The sequence below is a fragment of the Gluconobacter sp. P1D12_c genome, from assembly GCF_018812105.1.
Classification (GTDB): Bacteria; Pseudomonadota; Alphaproteobacteria; order Acetobacterales; family Acetobacteraceae; genus Gluconobacter; species Gluconobacter oxydans_A.
On the sequence record NZ_JACSIQ010000172.1, the window covers coordinates 1 to 613 of the forward strand.

A 613-nucleotide genomic window follows, 5' to 3' on the forward strand; every position below is an offset into this window, starting at 1 on the left:
AGAGATTGTAGGGTGATCCCGAGAAGGAGTCACCCATGTCTGAGAACTGCTGCAAGTCCGAGACYGCCTGTTGCGCTCCGCCACCTCTGGTCGTGCCCACGAAAACAGTCACACCAACCGTCGAGGTGACGACATGCGGCACCGTCGAGAATATTTGCTGTCCGAAGGGTGTCCCGGTCTTCGACGGTGTAGACCCGCGCTACAAGCGTGTCCTGTGGACGGTGATCGCGATCAATGGCGCGATGTTCGTGACCGAAATGGCGGCGGGACAGCTCGCTGGCTCGCAAGCCCTCAAGGCCGACGCACTCGACTTCCTGGCCGATACCGTCACCTACGGTTTGAGTCTGGCGGTGATCGGCGCGAGCCACGGCGGCACTCGCCAAGGGCGTCTCGCTGTCGCTGATGGCGCTGTGGGTGTTCGGGTCCACCGTYTACCACACGCTGATCCTCGGCGTTCCGCAGGCCGAGATCATGGGTGCGATCGGCGCTCTGGCGCTGGCCGCGAACCTTGCCTCGGTGTTTCTGCTCCTGCCCTACAAGGATGGCGACGCCAACGTGCGCTCGGTGTGGCTCTGCTCTCGCAACGATGCGATCGGCAACCTGATCGTCATGG

At 62.8% G+C, this 613-nt stretch carries 1 protein-coding gene; it reads left to right on the forward strand.

Annotated elements, in window-relative coordinates; genetic code table 11:
- Positions 1 to 35: 35 nt before the first annotated feature.
- Positions 36 to 613 (forward strand): cation transporter (locus KP705_RS16170; RefSeq protein ID WP_252348429.1); only part of this gene is annotated, 578 nt, incomplete at its 3' end.